The sequence below is a fragment of the Flavobacterium sp. genome (genome assembly GCF_052437795.1).
In the GTDB taxonomy this organism is placed as follows: Bacteria; Bacteroidota; Bacteroidia; order Flavobacteriales; family Flavobacteriaceae; genus Flavobacterium.
Map to the genome: position 1 here is coordinate 170,515 of NZ_JBQVPA010000001.1, position 18,658 is coordinate 189,172.

Here is an 18,658-nt window from a genome sequence, read left to right on the forward strand (position 1 = left end):
CTATGTAATGTTATAAGAAGCCATTAGTTCCTGGTATTCCGGTGAGCTTCTCCTTCTTACGGATTCCGATTTCACGATCTCCTGCAGTCTCATCACGCCATCCAGTATCTGCTCCGGCCTAGGCGGGCATCCGGGAACGTACACGTCGACCGGGATCACCTTATCAATACCCTGGAGTACTGAATATGTGTCGAATACGCCTCCTGAAGATGCACATGCTCCCACAGCGATCACCCAGCGTGGCTCGCTCATTTGCTCGTACACCTGGCGGAGTATAGGGGCCATCTTTTTAGCAATGGTTCCCATAACCAGCAGCATGTCGGCCTGGCGCGGCGAGAAACTCATACGCTCCGAGCCAAAACGCGCAACATCATAATGCGATGCCATGGTGGCCATGAATTCAATACCGCAGCACGATGTGGCGAACGGCAATGGCCAAAGCGAATTGGCTCGTGCGAGCCCTACCACAGCATCCAGCTTGGTGGCAAAAAAGCCCTGTCCTTCTACTCCTACGGGAGCGTCAACCAGTTTTATATCTTTTGAATTGCTCATGTGATTTTAAATTTTGATAATCAGGTATGTAATGCAAAATGCATGCCCAACTACCTTATTCCCACTCCAGTCCTTTTTTCTTAAGTACATAGAAGAAGCCTACTAAAAGCAGCAGCATGAAGATGCCCATTTTCAGGAAGCCTTCAAGACCCATTTCGCGGAAGTTCACGGCCCATGGGTACATGAAGATCACTTCGACGTCGAACAGTACGAACAATATGGCTACCAGGAAATATTTTACAGAGAACGGGATACGCGCGTTACCGATCGATTCGATACCGCACTCGAAGTTCTTGTCCTTGTTTACCGAGTTCCTCTTCGGGCCAAGCAGGTTCGATACGAAAATAGTGCCTGCTACAAAGCCCGTAGCCAGCAAAAGCTGCATAAAGATCGGGAAATAACTCATTTGGGTCGTGTCCATAAGTACTTGCAATTTATAAACAATCCACAAATATACATTCCGTAGCGGAACTAATTAAACGTTTTGGGGATAGAGAGAGGATTAGGGCTTAATTTTTACTCGTTCTAAATAAAGTGCAAAATACAAATTGTTTAACACTTGTGAATAATCATAAGCAGTTCATTTTCTTAATTATTTAATTGTTAAAACAATAGCTAAAAAAATGAATATTAGATGTCCCAAAATAAAAAACCGCCCTTAATTAAGGGCGGTCCATTGGTGGGTTTGAGGTAATCGGGTAATATAAATATATTAGTCGATAGCCGTAACTTGTGCGGCTACTTTACCTTTCTTTCCGTCTTCTTCTACGTAGCTCACTTTGTCGCCTTCACGTAGACCTTCTGCTCTTAGACCTGTAGCATGTACAAAAATGTCATTGCCTGTTTCGTCGTCTGTAATGAAGCCAAAACCTTTAGCTTCAATAAAAAATTTCACTTTGCCTGTACGCATTCTATAATAAAAAAATAATTAATAATGGGTCAAAGGTAAACTTATTTGTGACACTGCAAAGAGAAATGTTAAAAATTTTAAAAAAATAATTAATTTATGATCAAACGGTTAATGTTCTGTAATTTGTTACAGTTCGTGTGAATAATATGCAATAAAAATGCGCCAAAGGTTTAAAATCCTTAAAGCGCATTTTTATTGTTGCAATTGTATTATTTCAGCCTGATGTGCAATTCATCCAACTGTGCGTTGTCAATGGCTGAAGGCGCATCGATCATAACATCGCGGCCTGAGTTGTTCTTAGGAAATGCGATAAAATCGCGTATGGTTTCCTGCCCGCCCAATATTGCTACAAGCCTGTCGAAGCCGAATGCAAGCCCCCCGTGTGGTGGTGCGCCAAACTGGAACGCATCCATCAGGAAGCCGAACTGTGCTTTGGCCTGCTCTTCGGTAAAGCCAAGATATTTGAACATAAGCGACTGTGTAGCTTTGTCGTGTATCCTTATCGAACCGCCACCTATTTCGTTGCCGTTAAGCACAAGGTCATAGGCATTGGCGCGTACGGCCGCCGGGTTGGTTTCCAGTAATGGCATGTCCTCCGGTTTTGGCGAGGTGAACGGGTGGTGCATGGCGTGGAAGCGTGCGCTGTCCTCGTCCCATTCTAATAGCGGGAAGTCTACTACCCAAAGCGGCGCGAAAACTTCGGGGTCACGAAGGCCAAGGCGTGTAGCCAATTCCATACGCAGTGCGCTCATGCGGGTACGTGTTTTTTGCGCGTCGCCCGAAAGCACCAGGATAAGGTCGCCCGGTTTGGCGCCGGTTATCTCAGCCCACTTTTGCAGGTCGGCCTGGTCATAGAACTTATCTACTGATGATTTGATGGAGCCGTCGGCCTCATATTTAGCATACACCATGCCGCTTGCGCCTACCTGAGGGCGTTTTACCCAATCGATAAGCTCGTCGATCTGTTTCCTGGTATAGGCTCCGGCACCCGGAACGGCAATACCCACTACAAGCTCCGAAGTATTGAATACCGCGAAATCTTTATGCTGCGTCACTTCGTTCAGTTCGCCGAATTCCATCCCGAAACGGATGTCCGGCTTGTCGTTGCCATATTTTTTCATGGCTTCGTCGTAGGTCATTCGCGGGAACGGACCTGTCTCGATGCCTTTTACTTCTTTTAAAAGATGGCTCGCAAGGCCTTCAAATGTCTGGATGATGTCTTCCTGCTCTACAAAAGCCATTTCGCAGTCGATCTGCGTGAATTCCGGCTGGCGGTCCGCACGAAGGTCTTCATCGCGGAAACATTTCACGATCTGGAAGTATTTGTCCATGCCGCCCACCATGAGCAATTGCTTGAAGGTTTGCGGCGATTGCGGAAGTGCGTAGAACTGTCCTTCGTTCATGCGCGAAGGCACTACGAAGTCGCGCGCACCCTCGGGTGTTGATTTTATAAGCACAGGTGTTTCTACCTCAATGAACCCTTGTTTTGAAAGGTAGTTGCGTACCTCGATCCCTACCTTGTGGCGGAAGATAAGGCTGTTCTTTACCGGGTTCCTGCGAATGTCGAGGTAGCGGTACTTCATGCGGAGCTCCTCGCCGCCGTCGGTCTCATCCTCAATAGAGAAAGGAGGGATAATGGCTGCGTTGAGTATGGTAAGTTCGCTGACCAATATCTCGATCTCGCCGGTAGCCATGCCAGGGTTTTTCGATTCACGTTCTATAACGGTGCCCTTTACCTGGATAACGAATTCACGGCCAAGTGATGCTGCACGGTCAAAAACTTCTTTTTGTGTGCGGTCCGTGTCAAATATAAGCTGGGTTATGCCATAGCGGTCACGCAGGTCGACCCAGATCATGAATCCCTTGTTACGGGACTTTTGCACCCATCCGGCTAGTGTTACTTCCTGGTTTATCTTCATGGCGTTGAGTTCGCCGCAATTATGGCTTCTGTACATTGCTTTAAAAATTTTGAAGTGCAAATTTAGTATTATGCCACGAATTACACCAATGAAACGAATTTTTATTAAGAGGATGTGTCGCCTTTCCGCGAATTCTTTTCCGAAGATGAGGGAAGCAGCGATATACGTATCCAAACTTAAGGATAAGGGCGAAAAAAGCTTGTGTGTTTATGACGGGCTGACTGTTATTCCTTGCTTTTGCTAGTCTCCTTAAATGAGTTTACCATGTCCTGCATTGCCGCTTCATGTGTATCCTTACGGCTGGCAAGCGTCCACGTCATGATCTGGTAGTATTTCTTTTTGCCTTCAATGAAAGCGAATTTCCAGTAGATGTTTTGGCCTTCAACTGTGCCTTCAATTTTGAGCACCTTAGCTTTAAGGCCATTGATGGTCGTGTCTACAGGCTTTGGAAGCGTATCGCGCGAAAGCGTTGACAGGATGTTATTACCCACCAGGTCGTAGTAGCCCTGCAGGTCATTTGTATAATCGTACTGCAGGCCATTTTCATCGAGGGCTGTCTGTACTTCGGTTTTGGTTTCGTCGATAACGATCACATACAGTTCTTTTATTATATTTTGGTATTGGAGCGCCGCTTCTTCGTTCAGCTGGGTAGTACTCGACATCGATCCGGGGATCTGCAGGCTGTAGTCAGCGCCTTTTACGGTTTGTGTAGCTTCGGGGCCGCCGCCGCAGGATATGGTGATAAACAATACCAGTACGGCAATGAGGGACTTAGGTTTTGTATGCATGGCTAAAATAGGATATTAAGAATCTAAAGATAATAACTTAGTTGTAATAATAATGACGGATATCCGATAGAAATTTTATTTTTACGATACGATACAAATACAATGAAAAATATCCTCCTGTTGCTTTTCCTCACGGTACAAACGCTATGTGCCCAACATCAAATAAAGCTTTCTGTAACGATACAAGATCGCAAAAGCGATACATTATATGTCGGGCAAAATGACTTTAAGCAAATTTTAGTTGCCGGCAGTAAGGGCAATTTTAATGGTGTCTTTGCAGGCCCTGCGGGAAAATACTATCTTGTTAACGGGACAGATCATGTGGACGTGTACTTTGAAAATGGTTTTGACCTTACCATTACCGCTGACGGGAAAGATCTTAAAAAGAGTATGGCTTTTAAAGGAAGAGGAGCAAAAGAGAATATACTTTTTGCGAGGCAGAAAGCAAACAGCCTGGCTACTGAAATGGATATTGCTGATGGTATTGAGGATTTGGTATCTTTCACAAAGGGTTCGGAAAAAAGGCTTAAACAGCTTCGGGAAGCCGCTAAGGATAAAGCGCTAACGGCAGGTTTTCGCAAGTTGATAGCGGAAGATCTTTGGCATGATGAGCATAATTTCCCAACTATGTCACAATACCAGTTTAAAAGGCAGCACCTGAATGGTAAGCCGCTGCCCGATTTTAGCTATACCAACCACGATGGGGGTACGGCTACGAAACAGGATTTTCGGGGTAAGTATATCCTGATCGATATTTGGGCTACCTGGTCCAGAAGGTCCTATCCGGAAGGCGCTGCTTTTGACATGCTGGAATTAGAATACCGCAATAAGAACATTGCTTTTTTAAGCATATCCATCGACAGGATGGAAGATCTCCGGCGATGGAAAGAAACGGTTACCGCAAGAGAATTGGCGGGCGTACAGCTTATTTGCGATAAGGAGTTCGAGTCGGAAATGATGAAGGAACTCGCTGTTGATCTTGTGCCAAGGTTTATTATCGTAGGCCCTGACGGCATTATAATTGACGGAAATGCCCCAGGACCAAGCAGTCCGGCCCTGGCGGAAGAGCTTGATAAGCTGCTAAACTAAGACACTATAAATTCACTATCTTCGTTTCATATTACAATAACCAACAAATAAACGACATGAAAAAGATCTTTCTTCTTTTACTTTTCACCGCTACCGGACTTTTGGCCCAGGATAAAATGAAATTCGCTGCCAAAGTGCAAAACCGCAATTCCGACTCTATAACCATAAGGTCGAGAACATTCAATAAAGTAATGGTGGCCGATGCCAAGGGTAACTTTAAGGACAGCTTTTCAGTCGAGCCGGGGCTTTATGAGCTCAATGATGGCAGAGAGGTAGCAACATTATACCTAAAGAACGGCTACGATCTTTCAATGACACTGGATACCAAAATGTTCGACGAGACCATAGCTTACAAAGGAAAAGGAGAGAAGGAGAACAATTTCCTGGCTAAAAAATACCTTGCCATTGAAGTAGTGGGAGAAAAAGTAATGGCCGGTGGCGATAATGCATCTCTCAAGGCCGATGTGGAAAAGGTATTCAAAGACCTTGAGGCTAAACTTCAGGATAAGGGACTGGACGAAAATTTTAAAACGCTTATGATGAAACAGCTTCCTATGGAGAAGGCCGACCTTATCGGTTTTCTTGAAAAAGGAGAGAAGCTTGCTAAGCTAAACGGCCAGAAGTCACCGTCATTCGCTTATGAGAATTTTAAAGGGGGCACAACGTCGCTGGATGACCTGAAGGGCAAATATGTGTACATTGATGTATGGGCTACCTGGTGCGGCCCGTGCAGGCAGGAGATCCCACACCTGCAAAAGGTAGAGAAGGACTATCACGGCAAGAATATCGAATTCGTGAGCCTTTCCATCGACACCAAAAAAGACTATCAAAAATGGAGGAAAATGGTAACTGATAAGTCGCTTGGCGGCATACAGCTGTTCGCAGATAAGGACTGGAACTCCGATTTTACACAGGCTTATTTTGTAGACAGTATCCCAAGGTTCATACTCATTGACCCACAGGGCAATGTAGTATCTGCCGATGCTGCCCGCCCGTCTGACCCGGCGCTGAGGCAGCAGCTCGATAAGCTCCTTAAATAATTATACAGGCCCCGCAATGCGGGGTCTCTAATTTCATATCTTTAGCATCTTAAAAATAAGCGTTTATGAAAAAGAATATGCTCCTGCTTTTCCTTTTGGCATCAGCAGCACTGTTCGCCCAGGGGGAAATGAAATTCTCAGCCAAAATAGAGAACCGAAAGAACGATTCATTGGTTATCCGGTCGCAGGCAGGTGTGGTAAAAGTCCTGAAGTCGGATGCGAAAGGCAATTTCAAAGCTGAGTCGTTTGCGGTAAAGCCTGACTTTTACCAGGTGACCGACGGTACAGGTGTAGCAATATTGTACCTGCGCGAAGGAATTGACCTTAAAATGACCATGAATGCCAACGACATGATCGGTACAGTGGCCTTTACCGGCGCCGGAGAAAAAGAGAATGATCTTCTGGCCGCCTTCAACCGGAACAATAAGGAGTTGGGTGATAAAATGGCTGTGGTGACCGACCCCACCGAGCGCAACAAATTGATAGACGGGCTTCTTGCCGGCATGCAAAAGAAACTGGAAGACCCTGCGCTTGATCCTGGCTTTAAAAGCATCATAGGGCAGCAGGTGGCACAGCAGCGCCAACAGGTGGCACAGATGATCGGCCAGGCAGGCAAAGCCGACAAGTTTAAGGGTCAGCCTTCGCCATTATTCAATTATGAGAATTTTAAAGGAGGCACTACCAAGCTTGAGAGCCTGAAGGGCAAATACGTTTATGTTGATATTTGGGCAACCTGGTGCGGCCCTTGCAGGCAGCAGATACCATACCTGCAGCAACTGGAAAAAGACTACCATGGCAAGAACATTGAGTTCGTGAGCATTTCCATAGACGAGAAAAAGAACTATGATAAGTGGCGTAAGATGGTGGAGGAAAAGCAACTGGGCGGCATACAACTCATTGCCGATAATGCATGGAAGTCGGCATTCGTGCAGGCATTCGGCATCAACTCGATCCCAAGGTTCCTGCTCATCGACCCAAAAGGCAATGTGCTTAATGCCGATGCGCCAAGGCCCTCAGAACCGGGGTTGAGAGTGGAACTGGATAAGTTATTGAAATAGATCATAAAATTCAAAAAGCTTCCGGATCGGAAGCTTTTTTATTGCAGAGAGGAAGGGATTCGGATTATATCTTCTGCTTAGATCTTCCTCCTCTACCAAAACATCAAAACATTAGTTTTAACAAGGGTTCGCAAAGATAATATATATTTCTAATTTCAAATAGATTCAAGCAAATTGCAATTTGGTTGACTAAATGTTGTCTAAAGTTTATTACTTTAGCAGCCGCTAAATCCAAACAATATGGCTACGATTAAATTTTATGTGCAGAGCGCGAATGGTAACTCGCCGATTTATCTTCGCCTTTCTATTGGAAGGGGAAAAACCTTCAAGCAAAAAACTGGGCAATTTGTTGACGCAAAAAACTGGAGTAATGAGTCAGGTGCACCAAAGGGTAGGGACGAAAAATATAAAAAATTAAAATCTGACCTTATAAAGCTTGAAGGTCATGTCTTGGATACTTTGAATGTAGATAACTCTTCCGGCATTCTTCTTAATAGCAGTTGGCTTAAAACTACTATTGATGAGTTCTACCATAGGAAGGAAGAGGACGTGAAAGATTATATTGTAGATTATGGCGATTTTTATGTTGAATCTTTATCAAGCAAAAGATCTCCATCAGGAAAAGTAGGAGTTAGCAAGGATACGGTTTCTAAATACAAAACCATCGTTGATAAACTAAGAGCCTTCGAGAAATATAAAAAAAGAAGATATCTGATTAAGGAACTGAATAAGAACTTTCGTGATGATTTTGTCAATTATCTTAACACCGAAGGGAGGTTAAGTACAAATACAACTGGTAGGTATATAACATTTGTAAGGACTATAATCTTGGATGCACAAAAAAATGGATATGAGGTGAGTCGGCAGATTGTCGATTTTAAAGGGTTCACGGAGGATGCACCGATTATAACATTGTCATTTAATGAACTTGAAGCAATAAAAAATGCGGATTTAAAAGATTCAAAATTAGAAATAGCCCGTGATTGGCTTATTATAGGATGCTATGCTGGTCAGCGCGTAAGCGACTTATTAAGAATGAATAAAAAGATGATAATAAATCATGGCGGCTATCACTTTATCTCGCTTAAACAAGAGAAAACAGGCACGCTTGTCCAAGTACCGATTCATAACGAAGTCCTTACTATCCTCGACAAGAGAAATGGTGAGTTTCCTCCAGTATTTGCAAACACCCGAGACAGCAACAGTACGATGTTCAACCGCTATTTAAAAGAACTTTGTCAAGTTGCAGGTTTACATACATTGACTAAAGGAAATCTCACCGACCCAATAACGAAAGTTTATGGCCTTGGTGAATACCCAAAGTGGATGTTAGTTTCTTCTCACATTTGCCGTCGTAGCTTTGCAACCAACTTTTATGCCGAAGCAGAATATCCAACTCCATTACTTATGAATATTACCGGGCATGCTACTGAAACCATGTTCCTGAAATATATTGGGAAAAAACCAATGGATTATGGGTTGCAACTGGCAAGGATTTGGGAGAGGAAAGCGGAGGACAAGAAAGTTATGGTAGTCGAAGAGGCGAATTTATAATTAATCTTAAGCATCGCAGATAATTTACTCTGCGATGCTTTCAATCTAATAGGATATTGAACATAAGTCTTTTGTCTAAGATTTTCTAATATTCGTAATTTCATCAAAACCCAAATCTACAATACGCATTAAGTCAAAAGTTGAATTTGAATAATCAACTTCGTGTTGAAGATTAATAAAAAAATCTTTATTCGTAGAATAAGGTTTTGTTTTAGATAGCTTAACTAAAGCATTTGACAAATAATTTTTAACTTGTGTAAATTGTTTATCAAAAGAACCTAAATGCTTAGCGAAACTTTCTCCTTCTCCATACTCATTGCATTTTTCATAAAATTTACATCTGCACCATTTCTATTACCTCTTGCGCAATCGAATGCATTTCTTACTAAGAATTCATACCTGATTGCTCGCGTATAATCTTCTCCACTCATAACTATAATTGAACTTATTATTTGCTCTAAGATAAATGATATATTCGGTTTAGACATGTTGTCTTCATATTGTTTAGTAACTGATTGCATAACTTGTTAAGAAAAAGCAAATTAAAATAATAAAATTTTGTTACTTTGGTCATAGAAGTATAATGATAATAGAAAGTTACCACTAAAGATATGTCACTAAATATAAGCCATTTAGAAAATGAAATAATAGACCAGTTCCTGCTCGATGATTCTAATAGACCTTGGATAATAGGTTTTAGTGGAGGAAAAGACAGTACGATGTTACTACAAGTAGTATGGAGAGCTTTATTAAAAATTGACCCTCTTCTCCGACAATCAAGACGAATTTATGTTATCTGTAATGATACTTTAGTAGAAAATCCACGAATTGTAAAGTTTATTAACGCAACTCTAAAAAAAATTCAAGAAGCAGCAATTCATTATGAATTACCAATAACTGTGGATCAGACTACACCTCAGTTAGAAGATAGTTTTTGGGTAAAATTAATTGGTTTAGGATATCCTGCACCAAATAAGTTTTACAGATGGTGTACGGAAAGATTAAAAATCAACCCTACAACAAGATATATTACTGAAAAAATCACTCAAAATGGAGAAGTAATAATTTTGTTAGGAACACGTAGTGCTGAAAGTTCTAACAGAGCTGCCTCTATAAAGAAACATGAGATTAAGGGTCAACGCCTTAGAAAACATCAATTACAAAACGCATTCGTCTATGCACCCATAAAAGATGTCTCGACCAATGAATTATGGCAATATCTCAATCAAGTTTCTCCTCCTTGGGGTGGAACAAACAAAGAACTTATAACATTATACAGAAATGCAAATGCTGGAGATTGCCCACTTGTCATTGATGACACCACCCCAAGCTGTGGCAATAGCCGTTTTGGTTGTTGGACTTGCACCGTTGTAAATAAAGATAGAAGTATGGAAGGCTTGATTGATAATGGTGAAGAATGGATGTCTCCATTGATGGAAATACGAAACTTCCTTGTCACTACGCGAGACAACCCGGAAATTTACAGACAAAAGGAAAGAAGGAATAAAACAATATCTGATAATTTATGGGGACCTTACACTTTTGAAACCCGTGTTAAGATATTAACCCGAATACTTAAAGCTCAAAAAACTATCCAAGAAACAGAGGGGATTGAGTTAATCACTCATCAGGAGTTGGTTTTGATACAGTACCATTGGTTTAGGGATTGTTATTTTAAAACTAAAGTTTCTGACATATATAACACCATTTACAAAAACAGAATTGATATGAGCAAGCAGGAAGAAAAATTTAAGCAAGAATCAGACATGTTAAAACAGTCTTGTAAAAATGAGGTTAAAGACGTAGAATTAATCCAAGACCTTTTGGCTCTACAAAAGACAAAAACGTTGATGATTCGAAAAAGAGGCTTGCAGGCAGACATCGAAAATCGTTTAGACCAATATTTAGAAGCAGAAAAGAAATCAAAGAAGTAAGATGACGATTAAAGAAATTGAACTATATAATTTTAGGATCTATAAGGGCTCCAATATTATTGACTTATCTAATCAAGAAGATAAGAACATATTTGTTGTGAGTGGACGCAATGGCTTTGGTAAGACAACTTTCCTAATGTCTCTTGTTTGGTGCTTATATGGTCGACAAATGCAAGATGTGGATGATATCTACAAAAAGGAAATTGAAGATCAAGGAGGATATAGTAAATACATCGCAAATTCTCTTAATCGTTTAGCGAAATCTGAGACTGATTTTAAATTCAGTGTATCAATTACATTCCATAATGTAAATATTCCTGAAGTTCCTTGTAAAGAGATTGTAATTAGAAGAAGCTATAATACAAAAACAAGTACTTCAGAAGATGTGGAAGTGCTTATAGACGGATACCCAAGTGAATTGGCAAAAGAAGTTGGTCAGGAAATTTTTATTCGTGAATTTATAATGCCGATAGAGATTGCGAAATTCTTCTTCTTTGATGCTGAAAAAATTGTGAACCTTGCGGAAGTTAATACGCCTGAGCAAAAAAAGAATCTGAGCAAAGCTTATTCCGAAGTACTTGGAATAAAAAAGTATGAAGATATAAAAAGTGAACTTGAAGGACTTCAACTTAAAATTAGGCAAGACTCAGCAAGTACAAATGAAAAAAGCCAATTGCGGATTCTTGAGGCGGAAGTCGAAAATTGCGATGATAATATTAAAGCCAATGAGGAGAAGATTATCGATTTCCGTGAAAAAAGAAGTGAAAAAAATAAAGAATCCCGAGATATTCAGGAAAAGCTTATCAAGTCAGGTAGCCTTATTACTGTAGAAGAATTACATGAACTAAGGATTAATGAAGAAAATTTAGTTAAGAGACAGGGAGAATTACAAAACCAACTTAAAGACTCTTATGACATTATCCCGTTTGCAATAGCCGGCGGAAAATTATTAGACCTCAATAATCAGCTTGAAAATGAGGCAAACTATAAAGCAGCAAAATTTAAAGACGAGAATGTCAAAGGTGTAACAAATAAGATTTTAACTGACCTTATTAAAGAGCCTAAGCCATCGGATATTGTTATTGACTATCAAGTAGAAAAATACTTCGCAGAAACTTTTGAAAAACTTATTAGAAAACATTTCTTTTCTGATACACCTCAACTCCCTGAAGATTTTAAAACCCTGCATGAGTTTTCCGATTCGGAAAGGAATGAGCTTTTGGCGTTGTTTAATAACATAAGATATTCTTTCAAAGAGTCCTTTAAACGAATAACATCGGAATATAACCAAACACGAAATGACTTAAACTCTATTAGAAAGAAGATTCGTGATGCCGAAACTAATCAGGAAAGCCCAATGATTGCTGAATTTAGAAATCAAAAAGAGATTCTTGACAAAGAAATCATACATATAGATGATACTATAGATTCATTAAATAGGCAAATCGGCGAATTCATTAATGAAAAAACACAAAAAGGAAAACGTATAGAGGAGCTTTCAAAAAAATTAAATGTATCTGAAAAGAATAAAGCGAAAGATGAACTTATTACACGCAATATAAGTCATTTGAAAGACTTCATTGAAAAATTCAAGATTAAGAAAAAAGAATCTTTGGAAGAACAAATATTAGAAGGCTTAGAGACATTATTACATAAAAAAGGTTTTGTAAAAAAGGTTGAAGTCGAGATTATTGGTGAGACCATTGATATAATTTTGAAAAATGCCAGGGGTGAGGAAATAAAAAAGGAATCTCTGAGTAAAGGTGAACAACAAATGTATGCCACAGCATTGTTAAGGGCTTTAGTTGAAGAAAGTGACATTCAGTTCCCTGTTTTCATTGATTCTCCTATGCAAAAATTTGATGAACAGCATGCAGAAAACATTGTTAAGTATTTCTATCCTAATATTTCTGACCAAGTTGTTATATTCCCATTGATAAATAAAGAGTTAACTGAACGGGAATACAAAATCCTGTCAAACAATATCGCTAAAACTTTTCTTATCAACAACATTCATGAAGACAAGAGTGAGTTTTTACCATTAGACCCAAAAGATTTTATTTCCACTTACAATACGATGTATAACCATGCTGATTAATATAAGAACTTCCGAAGCCAATAAGCCTATTGTACAGGAACTAACAAGACGTTTAAATTTAGGTGCGGAGAATGTTGTCTCGCGGATAGCCTTTTCTTATTCTATATCTAAAAATGTTCGCCTTAGCCTCGAACATGATTTGTTTGACAGTAAGGGTAAGGAATATAAAGATGATATTTTGTTCGGTAAATATCGGGAATATTATATAGCATTAATATGTCAGCATTATGGTTTATACAAAACAGATAAAGACATCGCAAAATTTATCAAGATGCACATCGATCACGGCCTGATGCTGATGAATAAATTATTTGAGGAAAATAGAAATTATTCAGGATTAGACTTTCTCTTAGAAAACATTGAAAATGGTATAGAAAAACTGGAAGAAAGCCATGTCTCTAATGATGCCATATTGTATGATGAGCAAACGAGAAAGAGCAGGATTGCCAACAAAAACTATTTTGCTGAAGGTATAAAAATACTGGTTGGAAAATCTTTTGATAATGAAGAGATTTACTTTAATTTCAACGATACATCCATCCACAATAATGCACACATTGCAGTTGCCGGGAATTCCGGTACAGGAAAAACTTTCTTTGCCAATAATATACTGAAACAAATAGTAAAGGAAAGCAATAACCATGTTAACTTTATATTCTTAGACTTTAAAGGTATTTCAGAAGAGGATGAAAAGAAAAATAGCGAGTTCTTTAACTCCACAAGCTGCAAACTAATCAAAGCTCCGCATACACCTTTTCCCGTTAACCCATTATCATTCATCGACAACATTAATGATAAAAACAAGATAATGGGAATAAATAAGTTTGTAGATATTATAACAAGCTATAGTAATATTGGTAAAAATCAGCAGCAAACTTTAAAAGATGCTACCCGTGAAGTATTTGCAGAAGTTAAAGGTGCAAACTATCCTTCGTTGAAAGATATTTATGAAAAGGTTTTAGAACACGAGGGAGATAAAGCCAGTACTTTAAAGGAGATTCTTCAAAACCTTAGCGAATTAGATCTTTTTGATACTTCAGTAGACAGCAAAAATACTTTTTTAAATAGTAATTATTATCTTAGTTTATCGGGTGATTTACCTAAAAGCGTGAGGTTTGCATCTGTGTTTTTAATAATTAACTATATTTATAATACATTTATGAATATGGATAATGCTCCGATTGAAGGAGATTATCAAGGCATGAGATACGTTCTTCTGATTGATGAAGCACACACGATATTTAAAGAAAAGAAATCTCAGGATTTACTGGAAAAAATACTTCGTGAAATTCGTTCCAAAGGTGTTTCAGTTATATTACTATCACAAGGTATTGAGGAGTTTAATCAACCATCATTCGACTTCAGTAGTATGTGCGAAACAGCATTTCTCTTTGATATTAAAGATAAGACTAACCTCAAAATGATACAGAAGTTCATGGGAGTGGGTGAACGTGATGCTTTAAAGCTTAAATCAAGCATGGAGAAAATTCAAAAATATCAGTTGGTATCGAATCTAAAAGAGTTTAAAGTTGGTGAATTATTTAAGGCGTAAAGGATATGATAAATTTATTTATAGATAAAAAGTACAAGTCTTTACTAAAAGAATCTGAAAGTTCTAATCTTGATGAAATGTTATCTTGGAAACTTCCAAACTTGGCATTCCCTTTAGGAGCTGTGTTTTTTTCATGGGTAAGTTTTTTTCTTTTTAAAAATAATGACCAAATTACATTAGTAGGCTTTTTGAACATTCTGTTGAATGGAAGTTTGCCGATGCTTGCATTAAATAGACTTGGTTCATTGGGTGTTAATCTTTTTAAATTTGACAAGGAGAAGGAAAAACAGAATAGTGATAAAAATACATTTAATTTAAGATTGAAATTATTTTACTATACGTTCGCATTAGTTTTCGGAATTGCAATCTTTTACATATATCAGGTTATTAATAACCCATTTATATTAAATTATTGGACGATGGGATTCCAACTCGTTTTACTCGTACTTTTAATTCGGGAATCAATGCTTGTCTCGAAATACGGTTATTTATTACAAGAAAAACTTCTCGAAAAAACAATTGGCGATGATATTAAGGAAAATGCTTTAATTGCGAAAAAACATCTTAAAAACAAATACGGTAGATAATGATTAAAGATAATCTTATTATAGCACAACGTGTAAGACAAAATAATCAAGAATTTTTAGTCAGTGTTTTTTCTATTCGTCAAATATTAACATTCACTAAACATACCGAAAGAATTATTGATTATTTTGATGAGGATAACATGCCTCATTACAACAAACGTGTTCAAAGAAAAGTTAGTCCAACACGCGCTGAGGAAATTGCTGATTTTTTATTGGATGACCCTGATGCTATATTTCCTACTAATATAGTATTAGCAATTCCTAATGCAATTATAGAGTCGATAGATAACTTAGAAAATGGAAATGTCGCCGTTACGGTGAACAATAAAGTTTTTTCTGAAATAAGCAAAGATGATGGAGACGTATATATGACTATCATAGATGGTCAACATCGGATTAAAGGCATAGAAACAGCTATAAGTCGATTAAGAAATGAAATTAACAATTTTCGAATCGTCATAGGAAAGGCAAAGCAAAATGCTGACTTGGAGGCAAAATTAGATAGAAAAAATAAGCAGTTAAATAATTTACTAAATATAAACTTACTTGTTTCTTTTTTTATCGATCCAACATTAGAATTTCAGGCCATGATTTTCTCCACGATTAATCGTACACAAAAATCTGTGCCCCAAAGTTTAGTTACAAGTTTATTTGGTCTTACAGAAAGCGACACTCCCCAAAAAACTGCTCTTGAAGTTGTTCTTGCTTTAAATGGTTACGAATCTTCTCCATTTTATAATAGAATAAAGTTACATGGGGGAGCGTATGGCAGAAATCAAAACCCGCCTTTGACACAAGCTGCAATGGTCAAATCAATTGTAGATTTAATTTCTACAAATAATAGAGAACTCGAAAGAGATCGTTTCAGAGAACGGAAAGAGCTTCTTATCAATATTAATCCAGATTTACCTTTTAGAAAGTATTATGCAAATAATGAAGATTTATTTATTACTGATATTCTATTTTCCTTTTTTACAGCTGTAAGAGAAACCTTTAAAAAAGGAAACCTACCGCTATGGGATTTTGAAGAAAACACAAAACCAACCAATGTCCTACAAACCACGGTTGGCTACAATGCGTTATTGAAAATTCTGATTGACATCCTAAAGATCGAAATTAATGATTCAAGACGAGATAAAGTTGATACCTATAAAGAATACTTAGTAAAAACTACAGATTTAGAATTTGACAATCAGCAGCGTTATCCTTTCACAAGCGTTACAAAAACTATACTATATTTGGATATGAGTATAAAAATTTGGGTACCTACAAATTCAAATGATGACAGACTTCAGAAAAGAGACGATGCATTGAAAAAAAGAACTTAATTCTGCTATCTATATTTTGAGTTAATGAAAAAAAAGACAATCCCTGAAGCTATAATTGAGACTTTTAATAGGGTTCGTAAACCCCTTTCCCATATTGATGTATATGATTATATCGTGCTTCACGATTTATACAAATTTAATGCTGAAAAACCACAGGATATAGTAAGGGTGACGATTAGGAAGCACAGTGAAGGTATAGACTTTCCATCTGCAAGAAGGACAAAATATTTCCAAGCTTTAAAAGATGGCACTTATTGGTTGAAGGATCTTCCAGTGCCAGGTCAAACACAAACAGAACAGAAAGCCGAGATCGTTGCACGTAAAGATTCTGAAAATTTTAAGGCAATCGTTGAAGAGCTGAAATCAATACATTATAAACATGAGGAAGCTTTCAAACAACAAATTTTGAATCAGCTTAAGCAGATAGACCCGGCCTCGTTCGAAGTATTTTCAAAACAACTCTTAGAGGTTTATGGCTTTAAAAGGATGAAGGTGACTAATTATGTAAAGGATGGAGGGATTGATGGAAACGGGCAATTAAAGGTAGGAATTACACACTTAAATGTTGCTTTTCAATGTAAACGATGGAAAAACAATTCTGTAAGCAGAATCGAAATTGATAAATTCCGAGGTGCTATTCAGGGAGAATATGAGCAAGGAATTATATTTACAACTTCAAAATTTACCAAAGAAGCATTAGGGGCAACGAGGAAGCCGGGAGCTGTTCCTATAATTCTCATTGATGGAAATTCGTTAATTGACATTATGATAGAAAAAAGATTTGGTGTCGAAACAGAAAATATTCCGGTGTATATTAATGCATTAGATAACGTTTTGAATGAAAGCGAATAGAAATCCCCTCTAAAAAAAGCGATTTTTTTGTTGCTCTTTAACTAACCATTGCCCTCAAATTTTCAACCGCAGTCCGTACTTGTTGTACTACTATATCAATTTCATCCATGGTATTATATTTACCTAATGAAAATCTTATACTATTATAAGCTTCTGTTTCATCTAAGCCCATAGCCAATAAAACATGCGACGGCTCTATTGAAGATGATGTACATGCACTACCATTACTCACCGCTATCATTGGTAATTTACTGTCCGGGTCGCTGAGTGCCATAATCATAGCCTCACTGTCTGCATTTTTAAATGAAATATTGGTCACATTGTACAAACGGTATCTCGTATCACCATTTATAAAAGTGCTGGTTATTTTTAATAATTCATTTTCTAAGTGGTCTCTTAAATTCTGAATATACTCTTTATTAACGGCCATTTCTTCCTTCGCCAATTCACAGGCTTTACCCAAAGCTACAATTCCGGGTACGTTTAAAGTTCCACTTCTTAATCCTCTTTCATGACCGCCGCCATGCAACAAAGCAGGTAATTTTATTTTGTTTTGCCTTTGTCTTACATATAATGCACCAACACCTTTAGGGGCGTATAGTTTATGTCCACTGAATGTTAATAAATCTATTCCATCACTATCGACATCTATCTCAATTTTGCCTACAGCCTGAGTAGCATCTGTCATGAAAATCGCACCAACAGAATGCGCCAATTCAGAAATTTGCTTTATCGGCTGTATTACGCCAGTCTCATTATTAACATGCATAACTATCACTAAAACCGTATCATCTCTTAAAACGCTTCTTATGGCTTCAATGGAGATTATACCGTCCCGCTGAACCGGGAGATAAGTTATGTCATAACCCTTACTCTCTAAAAAGCTACAATTATCTAAAACAGCACTATGTTCTGTTGTAACTGTAACTATATGTTTTCCCTTTGAACTGTAATTTTCGGCAACTCCTTTGATTGCCAAATTTATTGCTTCCGTCGCCCCGCTTGTAAAAATTATTTCGTTTGTTTCTGCTCCTAATAATTCAGCAATAGAATTACGTGCATCTTTTACAGCATTGTGGGAATCAACCCCAAATTGATGAGTACTGTTCGCATTAGCGAAATTGGTAGTCAAAAAAGGCATCATTGCTTCTAACACCTTTTCATCTATTGGAGTGGTAGCATTGTTATCTAAATATATTAACCGTTTATTCATTGACATGTTTTAATAGCTTCTTATAGCAAAGTTAGTAATGGAATATTTAAGATATCCATTTATACCAACAATATTATAAGGATACTAATAAAATGAAAGAAAATTAATATTAAAAAATATATTTTTATATTTTTGAAAGAGCCTGTCTACTATCTTCCTTAATGTGGTAAAGAATAGATTAGAA

16 protein-coding genes are annotated in these 18,658 nt (G+C 38.1%); 10 read left to right on the top strand and 6 right to left on the bottom strand.

Annotated elements, in window-relative coordinates; genetic code table 11:
• The 5 genes from ACT6R0_RS00860 to ACT6R0_RS00880 all read right to left on the bottom strand — a co-directional run bounded on the left by ACT6R0_RS00860 (position 1) and on the right by ACT6R0_RS00880 (position 4,169).
• Positions 1–552, bottom strand: a complete 552-nt coding sequence (locus tag ACT6R0_RS00860) for an NADH-quinone oxidoreductase subunit B (protein WP_444650432.1) — start codon at positions 550–552, stop codon at positions 1–3.
• A 55-nt stretch (positions 553–607) separates the two neighbouring features.
• The gene (locus ACT6R0_RS00865; protein WP_444650434.1) at positions 608–973 is read right to left on the bottom strand and encodes an NADH-quinone oxidoreductase subunit A; all 366 of its coding nucleotides are present in this window, start codon (positions 971–973) and stop codon (positions 608–610) included.
• A 291-nt stretch (positions 974–1,264) separates the two neighbouring features.
• Positions 1,265–1,462, bottom strand: coding sequence for a cold-shock protein (locus tag ACT6R0_RS00870; protein ID WP_444650436.1), 198 nt, complete (start codon positions 1,460–1,462; stop codon positions 1,265–1,267).
• Positions 1,463–1,671: 209 nt separating this feature from the next.
• Positions 1,672–3,417 carry an aspartate--tRNA ligase gene (gene aspS / locus ACT6R0_RS00875; RefSeq protein WP_444650438.1) on the bottom strand — a complete coding sequence of 582 codons (1,746 nt, stop codon included), beginning with the start codon at positions 3,415–3,417 and terminating at the stop codon, positions 1,672–1,674.
• A gap of 188 nt (positions 3,418–3,605) precedes the next feature.
• Positions 3,606–4,169: a hypothetical protein gene (locus ACT6R0_RS00880; protein WP_444650440.1), complete on the bottom strand. Its 564-nt coding sequence runs from the start codon at positions 4,167–4,169 to the stop codon at positions 3,606–3,608.
• A gap of 102 nt (positions 4,170–4,271) precedes the next feature.
• On the opposite strand from ACT6R0_RS00880, the gene ACT6R0_RS00885 reads away from it, so the two are divergent.
• From ACT6R0_RS00885 to ACT6R0_RS00930, 10 genes are all read left to right on the top strand, one after another.
• Positions 4,272–5,258: a TlpA family protein disulfide reductase gene (locus ACT6R0_RS00885; RefSeq protein ID WP_444650442.1), complete on the top strand. Its 987-nt coding sequence runs from the start codon at positions 4,272–4,274 to the stop codon at positions 5,256–5,258.
• 56 nt (positions 5,259–5,314) lie between these two features.
• Positions 5,315–6,298: a TlpA family protein disulfide reductase gene (locus ACT6R0_RS00890; RefSeq protein ID WP_444650444.1), complete on the top strand. Its 984-nt coding sequence runs from the start codon at positions 5,315–5,317 to the stop codon at positions 6,296–6,298.
• A gap of 65 nt (positions 6,299–6,363) precedes the next feature.
• A complete protein-coding gene (locus ACT6R0_RS00895; protein WP_444650446.1) occupies positions 6,364–7,356 on the top strand; it encodes a TlpA family protein disulfide reductase in 993 nt (330 codons plus the stop codon).
• 240 nt (positions 7,357–7,596) lie between these two features.
• On the top strand, positions 7,597–8,910 hold the full coding sequence (locus tag ACT6R0_RS00900; protein WP_444650448.1) for a phage integrase SAM-like domain-containing protein: 1,314 nt from the start codon (positions 7,597–7,599) through the stop codon (positions 8,908–8,910).
• Between the two features lie 611 nt (positions 8,911–9,521).
• Positions 9,522–10,844: a DNA phosphorothioation system sulfurtransferase DndC gene (gene dndC, locus ACT6R0_RS00905; protein ID WP_444650450.1), complete on the top strand. Its 1,323-nt coding sequence runs from the start codon at positions 9,522–9,524 to the stop codon at positions 10,842–10,844.
• Position 10,845: 1 nt separating this feature from the next.
• The gene (gene dndD, locus ACT6R0_RS00910) at positions 10,846–12,942 is read left to right on the top strand and encodes a DNA sulfur modification protein DndD (protein WP_444650452.1); all 2,097 of its coding nucleotides are present in this window, start codon (positions 10,846–10,848) and stop codon (positions 12,940–12,942) included.
• A complete protein-coding gene (locus ACT6R0_RS00915; RefSeq protein ID WP_444650454.1) occupies positions 12,932–14,494 on the top strand; it encodes a helicase HerA-like domain-containing protein in 1,563 nt (520 codons plus the stop codon). The genes dndD and ACT6R0_RS00915 overlap by 11 nt, the downstream gene beginning before the upstream one ends.
• Before the next feature lie 5 nt (positions 14,495–14,499).
• Positions 14,500–15,081 (top strand): hypothetical protein, encoded by a 582-nt coding sequence (locus ACT6R0_RS00920; RefSeq protein ID WP_444650456.1) that lies wholly within the window; start codon positions 14,500–14,502, stop codon positions 15,079–15,081.
• Positions 15,081–16,409 (top strand): DGQHR domain-containing protein, encoded by a 1,329-nt coding sequence (locus ACT6R0_RS00925; RefSeq protein ID WP_444650458.1) that lies wholly within the window; start codon positions 15,081–15,083, stop codon positions 16,407–16,409. Before ACT6R0_RS00920 ends, ACT6R0_RS00925 begins: the two co-directional genes overlap by 1 nt.
• A gap of 24 nt (positions 16,410–16,433) precedes the next feature.
• Positions 16,434–17,261, top strand: coding sequence for a restriction endonuclease (locus ACT6R0_RS00930; RefSeq protein ID WP_444650460.1), 828 nt, complete (start codon positions 16,434–16,436; stop codon positions 17,259–17,261).
• A gap of 37 nt (positions 17,262–17,298) precedes the next feature.
• On the opposite strand, the gene ACT6R0_RS00935 is transcribed toward ACT6R0_RS00930, so the two are convergent.
• Positions 17,299–18,474: a cysteine desulfurase family protein gene (locus tag ACT6R0_RS00935; RefSeq protein WP_444650462.1), complete on the bottom strand. Its 1,176-nt coding sequence runs from the start codon at positions 18,472–18,474 to the stop codon at positions 17,299–17,301.
• Between the last annotated feature and the right edge of the window lie 184 nt (positions 18,475–18,658).